Source organism: Citrobacter sp. S55_ASV_140 (genome assembly GCF_018919505.1).
Classification (GTDB): domain Bacteria; phylum Pseudomonadota; class Gammaproteobacteria; order Enterobacterales; family Enterobacteriaceae; genus Citrobacter; species Citrobacter werkmanii.
Map to the genome: position 1 here is coordinate 52,857 of NZ_JAHLQZ010000008.1, position 9,125 is coordinate 61,981.

Annotated in this window: 10 protein-coding genes and 1 pseudogene; 3 read left to right on the forward strand and 8 right to left on the reverse strand. The window is 52.7% G+C overall.

Features of this window, described 5'->3' with window-relative positions:
• Window positions 1–86 precede the first annotated feature (86 nt).
• The 5 genes and pseudogenes from rseC to rseD form a co-directional block, all read right to left on the reverse strand.
• Entirely contained in the window at window positions 87–551 is a 465-nt protein-coding gene (gene rseC, locus KQJ18_RS02970; RefSeq protein ID WP_204527555.1) for a SoxR-reducing system protein RseC, read from the reverse strand.
• Entirely contained in the window at window positions 548–1,504 is a 957-nt protein-coding gene (gene rseB / locus KQJ18_RS02975; RefSeq protein WP_038642710.1) for a sigma-E factor regulatory protein RseB, read from the reverse strand. The genes rseC and rseB overlap by 4 nt, the downstream gene beginning before the upstream one ends.
• Entirely contained in the window at window positions 1,504–2,154 is a 651-nt protein-coding gene (gene rseA / locus KQJ18_RS02980; RefSeq protein ID WP_008785497.1) for an anti-sigma-E factor RseA, read from the reverse strand. The genes rseB and rseA overlap by 1 nt, the downstream gene beginning before the upstream one ends.
• Window positions 2,155–2,185: 31 nt before the next feature.
• Window positions 2,186–2,761 (reverse strand): RNA polymerase sigma factor RpoE, encoded by a 576-nt coding sequence (rpoE, locus tag KQJ18_RS02985; protein WP_003037573.1) that lies wholly within the window; start codon window positions 2,759–2,761, stop codon window positions 2,186–2,188.
• Window positions 2,758–2,923: pseudogene (rseD, locus tag KQJ18_RS02990) on the reverse strand (rpoE leader peptide RseD). The gene rpoE and the pseudogene rseD overlap by 4 nt, the downstream one beginning before the upstream one ends.
• Window positions 2,924–3,186: 263 nt before the next feature.
• Here rseD and nadB point away from each other — a divergent pair.
• Window positions 3,187–4,809 carry an L-aspartate oxidase gene (gene nadB / locus KQJ18_RS02995; protein ID WP_038642714.1) on the forward strand — a complete coding sequence of 541 codons (1,623 nt, stop codon included), beginning with the start codon at window positions 3,187–3,189 and terminating at the stop codon, window positions 4,807–4,809.
• Here nadB and trmN read toward each other — a convergent pair.
• A complete protein-coding gene (gene trmN / locus KQJ18_RS03000) occupies window positions 4,794–5,531 on the reverse strand; it encodes a tRNA(1)(Val) (adenine(37)-N(6))-methyltransferase TrmN (protein WP_159121871.1) in 738 nt (245 codons plus the stop codon). The genes nadB and trmN overlap by 16 nt on opposite strands.
• A 132-nt stretch (window positions 5,532–5,663) precedes the next feature.
• Between trmN and srmB the strand changes: the two genes are divergently transcribed.
• The gene (gene srmB / locus KQJ18_RS03005; protein ID WP_038642718.1) at window positions 5,664–6,992 is read left to right on the forward strand and encodes an ATP-dependent RNA helicase SrmB; all 1,329 of its coding nucleotides are present in this window, start codon (window positions 5,664–5,666) and stop codon (window positions 6,990–6,992) included.
• A gap of 18 nt (window positions 6,993–7,010) precedes the next feature.
• Here the strand turns inward: srmB and KQJ18_RS03010 are convergent, their stop codons facing one another.
• Entirely contained in the window at window positions 7,011–7,907 is an 897-nt protein-coding gene (locus KQJ18_RS03010) for a LysR family transcriptional regulator (protein WP_161668238.1), read from the reverse strand.
• A 102-nt stretch (window positions 7,908–8,009) separates the two neighbouring features.
• Between KQJ18_RS03010 and eamB the strand changes: the two genes are divergently transcribed.
• Entirely contained in the window at window positions 8,010–8,597 is a 588-nt protein-coding gene (gene eamB / locus KQJ18_RS03015) for a cysteine/O-acetylserine transporter (protein WP_038642722.1), read from the forward strand.
• 78 nt (window positions 8,598–8,675) lie between these two features.
• On the opposite strand, the gene grcA is transcribed toward eamB, so the two are convergent.
• Entirely contained in the window at window positions 8,676–9,059 is a 384-nt protein-coding gene (gene grcA / locus KQJ18_RS03020) for an autonomous glycyl radical cofactor GrcA (RefSeq protein ID WP_005121223.1), read from the reverse strand.
• Between the last annotated feature and the right edge of the window lie 66 nt (window positions 9,060–9,125).

Consider the following 9,125-nt stretch of genomic DNA (forward strand, 5'->3'; position numbering starts at 1 on the left):
ATGGCAGCATAAACGCCTTATCCGGCCTACGCCTGCATCTGAAAACGCGGTAGGCCTGATAAGCGCAGCGCCATCAGGCAAAGATATCACTGCTGGGTTTCAACGCGAATAAGATCGGGCGGGAGGGCAACGTTCAGAATGACCGGCTGCCAGGCTTCACGTTCAGCAAGCTTACGGGAATATCCGCGGGCGATCAGGAATCCGCCCACGCCACCCAGTACAGCCCCGCTTAAAGCTGCCAGGTCGGACCCAAACAGCACCTGGAACAGCGCCGCGAAAAGAAAGAGCCCCGCCAGCGGAGACATATAAACCAGCATCGCCGATCCCAACAGGCTCCTCTCGGCAATGCCCAGCTCAACTTTTTGACCAGGGGCCAATGGCTCATCGCAGGGTACCACGATAGTGTGCGTGGTCTGCGGTCCAAGTTTATTCAGCACGCGGCTCCCGCACCCGGCCCGGGAAGCACAGCTGCTACATGACGCTTTCACATCACAGCTGACCGTCGCCAGACCATTTTGCCAGGAAACGACTGTCGCCCACTCTTTGATCATTGTGCGGCCCTGAACTTAATATTGTCCGCGATACGCTTCGCCGTTTGTGGCGGCAGTTCGCCCACTATCGTAATTTCCGCGTTATCACGCACGCTGGTGCTGACCGTTCTACGCCCGGTTCGCAGCAGTTGATCGGTGCTGTTTTGCGTCGCGCGGTTTACGTTCACGGAGAAACTAAACAGGCCATCCGAATAAAGGCGTGATTCAATCGGCATGTTATCCATGGTCGGCAGCGGACGTCGACTGCTGGAGACTTCACTAAAGCCTTGCGGCACCCATGACGGACTCCAGTTGAAGTTGGTTTTTTCACCCGCGGGAACCGACAGCAACGGCGGTAGATTGGCTTTCGCCAGCGTCTGCATGCTGTCGCTAACGCCGTTGTTTACGGTAAAGGCGATGACGCGGAACTGTTCCAGCGTTTCGCCATCACGATCGAGAAGATCGACACGCATCGGTAGCTTGGTTTCGGTGTCCATCCAGACGATATAGCTGTAACGCGTGCCGTCACGAGCGACAACGCGGATCACTTCACAGAGCCGATCGGCAATGCGAGTGCGGCCTACTGAAATAAAATCATAGTAGGGTGCAAGGCGTTTGAAGTCGGTATAAATCAGGGATGGCAATGAATCAACGATATAGTCGCCGTTCAGCGTGAACGGTTCGAGCCCAGGCTCGAAATAACTTATTTCATTGCCGCGTTGCACCACTTCCCGGCGCGGTCCATCCAATTGCAACAACTGCGCTAACGGACGGTTATCCTGGCGGGCATGGCGATAACGTAGGGATTCAACACCCTGTTTATTGATGCTGACAAATGACAGCTCATAGGTTAGCGACTGGCTGGCCAGATTCATCTGCTGCAACAACGCCCCGGACGCAGGATTGGCCGAGGCGTTTACAGAGAAGAACAGGCTACCAGCCACAAGTGACATGGCAAACCAAAGTTGCTTCATTACTGCGATTGCGTTCCTAAAGTTTGAATTCCTGGCACCTGCACAGCGGCTTGCTGTGTTTGCGCCTGCTCAAACTGAAGCTGTTCAGAGTGCAGTCGACGTTGCAGTTCGTAATCCTGCAACATGGCATTAATACGACGACGCTGCTCCTGTACCTGCTGTTGCTGACCGCCGCTGGCTGTCGCGTCAGAAGGTACACCCAGGCTTACCGGACTGGCTTTACCCATCATCGGTAATGTATTAAATACCGGCGTTTCGGGCTGCTGGGACGTTTCAGATTGACCGTTATAGTGCTGGACGCCAACAATAACTGCAAGTGATACACACGCGGCCACCCCCATTTGGGTAAGCTGCGCGGCCCACGGACGCATTTTCTTCCAGAATGGCATTTTCTGCCACTGGTGCGGTGCTGGCTGGGCCTCAGGAATCAATGGCGCCGTCTGACGTACTGGCTCATCCTGGATGGCAGCCATTACGCGGGCGGAAATATCGAAATGGAGAACGTCGGCGGTATCACCTCGCATGGAATCGCGAATCAGGTGATAACTCTCCCAGGTTTTTTGCATTTCCGGGTCGTGAGTCAGCTCTTTAAGCAACTCAGTATCCAGCGTTTCGCCATCCATTAAAGCGGAAAGTTTTTCTTTCTGCATGCCTAATACCTTTTCCAGTATCCCGCTATCGTCAACGCCTGATAAGCGGTTGAACTTTATTATCAATAGCTTCCCTCGCTCGGAAGATACGTGAACGCACCGTACCTACCGGACAATCCATGATAGCGGCTATCTCTTCATAGCTCAGGCCATCCAGCTCCCGTAAGGTTATTGCCATGCGTAAATCTTCCGGGAGGGACTCAATAGTTCGGAAAACTATCTGTCTCAGTTCTTCTGACAACATTAAGTTCTCAGGGTTCGAAATTTCTTTCAGTGCACCGCCACTTTCGTAGTTTTCTGCTTCAATCGCATCTATATCACTGGAAGGTGGACGACGCCCCTGAGCGACCAGGTAATTCTTCGCTGTATTGACTGCGATACGATACAGCCAGGTATAAAAAGCACTATCCCCCCGGAACGAGTCCAGCGCACGATAGGCCTTGATAAATGCTTCTTGTACTACATCGGGTACATCGCCCGACGGTACATAGCGAGAAACCAGACTCGCCACCTTATGCTGATAGCGGACTACCAGTAGGTTAAAGGCTTTCTGATCTCCCTTCTGGACCCGTTCTACCAGGACCTGGTCCGTTAACTGCTCGCTCATCCGAGGTAAAGTCTCCCCAAACCAAATTTCCACGCGCTGTCGAAACGCCACTCCATAAGCTTCACTATGAGCAAGCAAATGCTTAGAGTGCTCAAGTTTCGTAAAGTTCCGTTACGCATTTGTTTTTTGTTTGTCATGTTGTAGACAGGTCTTATCTCTCATTATAAGTCTACATAACCCGATCAACGCACTATCTGTAAGAAATGCCCATTTCACCGCTTGCAGAGTAACCCAACGGCCACTTTATTTCATCACATAATCTGATGCTAACGGCCTGCTTCACAAAATAATTTTGCTCATTTCGGCCTCGTCATACTTTTTCTTTCATGTTTAGCCATTGCAACACATTTAAAAATAAAACGTGCAGCAACGCGTATTCTGGTGCTATTGTGAGCAAACACTGTTTAGTAAATTAAACAAACATTATGAATACAACTCCTGAATTATCCTGTGACGTGCTGATCATTGGCAGCGGAGCTGCCGGACTCTCGCTGGCGCTGCGGCTGGCTGAGAAACATCAGGTTATTGTACTGAGCAAAGGTCCTGTTAGCGAAGGCTCGACGTTTTATGCTCAGGGTGGTATTGCCGCGGTTTTCGATGAAACCGACAGTATCGACTCCCACGTTGAAGATACGCTGGTTGCCGGGGCCGGACTTTGCGATCGTCATGCGGTAGAGTTTGTCGCCAGCAATGCCCGCACCTGTGTGCAGTGGCTTATCGATCAGGGTGTGTTATTTGATACGCAGGTTCAGCCTAACGGTGAAGAGAGTTATCACCTGACCCGTGAAGGCGGTCATAGTCATCGACGCATCCTGCATGCTGCGGATGCTACCGGTAAAGAAGTCGAAACCACCCTTGTCAGCCAGGCGCAAAATCATCCTAACATACAGGTTCTGGAGCGCAGTAATGCCGTCGATCTGATTGTCTCTGATAAAATCGGCCTGCCGGGAACGCGTCGGGTTGTTGGGGCCTGGATCTGGAATCGTAATAAAGAAGCTGTCGAAACCTGCCATGCGAAGTCAGTGGTGTTAGCTACCGGCGGCGCGTCAAAAGTGTATCAGTACACTACCAATCCGGATATCTCCTCGGGGGACGGGATTGCGATGGCCTGGCGCGCGGGATGTCGTGTCGCCAATCTTGAATTTAACCAGTTTCATCCAACGGCGCTGTATCATCCGCAGGCGCGCAATTTCCTGCTGACCGAGGCGCTGCGTGGCGAAGGCGCGCACCTGAAGCGCCCGGACGGCTCGCGCTTTATGCCCGATTTTGACGAGCGTGGCGAACTGGCTCCTCGCGATATCGTCGCCCGTGCCATTGACCACGAGATGAAGCGTCTGGGCGCTGACTGCATGTTCCTCGACATCAGCCATAAACCGGAAGCATTTGTTCGTCAGCATTTCCCGATGATTTATGAAAAACTGCTGGGACTGGGCATCGATTTGACCAAAGAGCCGGTCCCTATCGTCCCTGCCGCGCACTATACCTGCGGCGGTGTGATGGTTGATGACTTTGGCCGCACGGATGTCGACGGTCTGTATGCCATCGGCGAAGTGAGCTATACCGGCCTGCATGGCGCCAACCGTATGGCGTCGAACTCATTGCTTGAGTGCCTGGTTTACGGCTGGTCAGCCGCTGAAGATATCGACAGGCGAATGCCTTACGCACGCGGTGTCAACACACTTCCCGCCTGGGATGAAAGTCGTGTGGAAAATCCGGATGAGTTGGTGGTGATTCAGCATAACTGGCATGAGCTGCGCTTATTTATGTGGGACTACGTCGGGATTGTGCGTACGACTAAGCGCCTGGAGCGCGCGCTGCGCCGTATCACCATGCTGCAACAGGAAATCGACGAGTATTACGCCCATTTCCGCGTGTCGAACAATTTGCTGGAACTGCGCAACCTGGTGCAGGTTGCCGAGCTGATTGTACGCTGCGCAATGATGCGCAAAGAGAGTCGGGGCCTGCACTACACGCTGGATTATCCTGAACAACTTCCCGAGTCAGGCCCGTCCATCCTCTCGCCGCTAAGTCATCACATAAACAGATAAAACGCCTGGGTCAGCGCCGTGTAACCTTCAGAGTAACGTTGGTCTGGCCCACGGATAAACAACCTGTCGCTAAAGCACTCCCCGGCCTGCGGGGAGAATGCCAACAATACACGATGTGGTAGCCGGGCCTCAGTTTCTGCCACATCCGTACGTAAACGCAAATGCCAGCCCATACTTAATGCCTGCTGGGTAAAGGCGTTACCAATTTGTTCCGGCAGCACGACACAAAAAAAACCATCTTCTGTAATACTCCCCGCCGCCAGCGCCAGCAATGCTTCATGATCGAGCGCGGTCGTGTAACGTGCCTGCTCGCGCTGCAGCGTGGCGCATTCCACTCCCTGTTCATAATAAGGTGGATTGCTGATAATCAAATCAAAACGCACGGTCTGGCGTGGTATCCATTGCTGCGCATCTGCTGTATGAACGCTGACGCGATGCATCCACGGAGATTGCGCGATGTTCTCCTGCGCCTGCTGCGCAGCGTCAACATCAAGCTCCACAGCGTCAATGATGACATTTTCATCAGTACGCTGGGCCAGCATCAACGCCAACAGGCCGCTCCCGGTACCAATATCCAGGATCCGTTTTACGCCCGCAACGGGGGCCCAGGCCCCTAATAAAATACCGTCCGTTCCGACTTTCATCGCACAACGATCATGCGCCACAAAAAACTGCTTAAATGTAAATCCATTACGTCTAAGTACGGATGTAGACTGGGGCATGGAGAACAACCTTCCTGGGGAAAAAAGACGATAACATAGGATAAAAACAATACCTGAGAAGCTATATCCATACAAACAGATGAAGATTGCAGCCGTAACGTCTATAATCAGCGCCCCACACAGAGGTAGAACATGACTGTAACGACTTTTTCCGAACTTGAACTCGATGAAAGCCTTCTGGATGCCCTCCAGGAAAAAGGTTTCACTCGCCCGACCGCCATTCAGGCTGCCGCCATTCCGCCTGCGCTCGATGGCCGTGATGTACTCGGTTCTGCGCCGACAGGCACCGGTAAAACGGCGGCATATTTGCTGCCAGCGTTGCAGCACCTGCTCGACTTCCCGCGCAAAAAATCTGGCCCACCGCGCATTTTAATTCTGACGCCAACGCGCGAACTGGCGATGCAGGTTGCCGACCACGCCCGTGAACTGGCGAAGAATACGCATCTGGATATCGCCACAATTACCGGCGGTGTGGCTTACATGAACCATATGGAAGTCTTTAGCGAAAACCAGGATATCGTGGTCGCCACCACCGGTCGCCTGCTACAATACATCAAAGAAGAGAATTTCGACTGCCACGCGGTTGAAACGCTGATCCTCGATGAGGCAGACCGTATGCTGGACATGGGCTTTGCCCAGGACATCGAACATATCGCCGGTGAAACCCGCTGGCGTAAGCAGACGATGTTATTCTCTGCCACGCTGGAAGGCGACGCGATTAAAGATTTTGCCGAGCGCCTGCTGGAAGATCCGGTTGAGGTTTCGGCGGATCCCTCGACCCGCGAACGCAAGAAGATCCATCAATTTTACTACCGTGCCGATGACATTGAGCACAAAACGGCTCTGCTGATCCATCTGTTAAAACAGCCGGAAGCGACCCGTTCGATTGTTTTTGTACGTAAGCGTGAGCGTGTACACGAGCTGGCAGGCTGGCTGCGCCAGGCTGGCATTAATAACTGCTATCTCGAAGGCGAGATGGTACAGATCAAGCGTAACGAAGCGATCAAACGCCTGACCGATGGTCGTGTGAACGTACTGGTTGCGACCGATGTTGCCGCTCGCGGGATCGACATTCCTGATGTTAGCCACGTGTTTAACTACGACATGCCGCGCAGTGGTGATGCCTATCTACACCGCATTGGCCGTACCGGCCGCGCTGGCCGTAAAGGTACCGCGATTTCTCTGGTTGAAGCGCACGACCACCTGCTGCTTGGTAAAGCGAGCCGCTATATCGACGAACCGCTGAAGGCGCGCGTTATTGACGAACTGCGTCCGACAACTCGTGCGCCAAGTGAGAAATCTAACGGCAAGCCGTCCAAGAAAGTGCTGGCGAAGCGCGCCGAGCAAAAAGCCAAAGAAAAAGAGAAACCGCGCGTGAAGAAACGTCACCGCGACGCCAAAAATATCGGCAAACGTCGTAAGCCGAGCGGAACGGCTCCCCAGCAGTCCGACAAAGAGTAAAACCGTATGCCGGGTCGTTTAGCCCGGCATTTTTTCATGCGTCGCAAAGCTCTCTTCAATACACTCAATAAACGCCCGCATCGCCGGGCTAACGACTTTCCCAGCATGGTAACCGCACAATGCTGTAATTAACTCCGGCTGTTCGCTGAACGGTAACTCAACCAATTCCCCTGAACGGAGCTCCTTCTCAACGGCAAAACGCGGCAAAAAACTGACGCCAAGATTTGCCGATACGCAGTGCTTGATGCTCTCAATACTCCACAACTCAATCGTATTTTCCAGCGTAATATGACGCTTACGCAGTAGCCCTTCGAAGCGTTGTCTGAAAATACATTGCGGTTCATTAATGATAAAGCTGCAGGGAATGTGCTGGTGATGCCGGGTGAAATCAACGTGCTGCAGCAGAGGCGACGCAACCAGCGCCAGTGACTGATCGCCCAGCGGTATCATCTCAAGTGCATCATCATTACCAACACGATAAAACACGCCCAGATCAACCTCATCACCGAGCAACGCATCGCGAATGACATAGCAGTTGAGCGACTGTAAGGACAACCGCACATGAGGCGCGCGTTGTTTAAATCGCTGTAGAACCTGCGGCATTTTATACGCCAGCAGCGTTTCGCCGGTCGCAACGCGTAGATCGCCGCTCGGCTGCGCATCCTGCTGCGCTGACTGACGAATCGATGCCATCACGCGGGTCAGGTCGTGTATATGCGGCATCAACCGTTTGCCCTCACTGGTGAGACACATTCTGCGGCCAATTTTTTCGAACAGCTGCACCGAAAGCTCTTGCTCAAGCTGCTGAATATGAAACGTCACGGTCGATTGCGTACAACAAAGCTTTTGTGACGCCCGCAGGAACGACCCCTCTTCCACCACCGTTTTTAACGTAATAAACCGACGTAAATCCATCCGCACCAACCCATCGAAAATATCGAACTCAGAATGCGAAAACATTCATTTTTTTAAATGTTTTGACTCGGGTACTGTCTACCAAAACAGAGGAGATAACAAGTGACCCCCATACTTTTAAGTGCATTCTGGACCTATACATTGATTACCGCGCTAACCCCCGGCCCAAATAACATCCTTGCGCTCAGTGCTGCGACGTCACACGGTTTTCGCCAGAGCACGCGCGTGCTTGCCGGGATGAGTCTGGGCTTTTTAATCGTCATGCTGATATGCGCCGGGATTTCGTTTTCGCTTGCCGCGATGGATCCTGCCATCATCCACTGGCTCAGTTGGGCAGGCGCGGCATATATCTTGTGGCTGGCATTGAAAATCGCCACCAGCCCGGCGGCAAACGATAATTTGCAGTCCGAACCGATCGGCTTCTGGGCGAGTTTTGGCTTGCAGTTTGTTAACGTCAAAATCATTTTGTACGGCATTACCGCGTTATCCACGTTCGTACTGCCCTATACGCAGGATGCACACTGGCTGATTGGGGTGAGTATTCTGCTGGCGCTGATCGGCACCTTTGGTAATGCATGTTGGGCACTGGCAGGCCATCTTTTTCAGCGCCTCTTTCGCCGTTACGGCCGACAGTTGAATATCATTCTGGCGCTGCTGTTAGTGTATTGCGCAGTACGAATTTTTTACTAACGGATATAAAAAAGCGGAAGACGCGCTGGCATCTTCCGCTTTTGATTCTCTGCTAAACGGGGTTATTCCCCGCGAGCCTTACAGGCTCTCAGTAAAGGTACGAGCAATAACGTCGCGCTGCTGTTCTGGTGTCAGAGAGTTGAAACGTACCGCATAACCAGAAACACGGATGGTCAGCTGCGGATATTTTTCCGGATGCTTAACCGCATCTTCCAGCGTTTCGCGACGCAGAACGTTCACGTTCAGGTGCTGACCACCTTCCACGCGAACTTCCGGCTGTACGTCTACCGGCACTTCACGGTATTCGATTTCACCCAGTTTGCTGACGGCAACGACGTCATCCGCATTGAAACCTGCTTTCGCAACGATGCAGCGTGCTTCGCCTTTTTCGCTGTCCAGCAGCCAGAAAGAGTTCAGCAGGTCGTCGTTTGCAGCTTTAGTAATCTGGATACCTGTAATCATTTGATGCCTCCCCGGCAAAATTATTTGATCTCGGTTGGCCGTCATCCGGCCAATTGGTAAAACCAT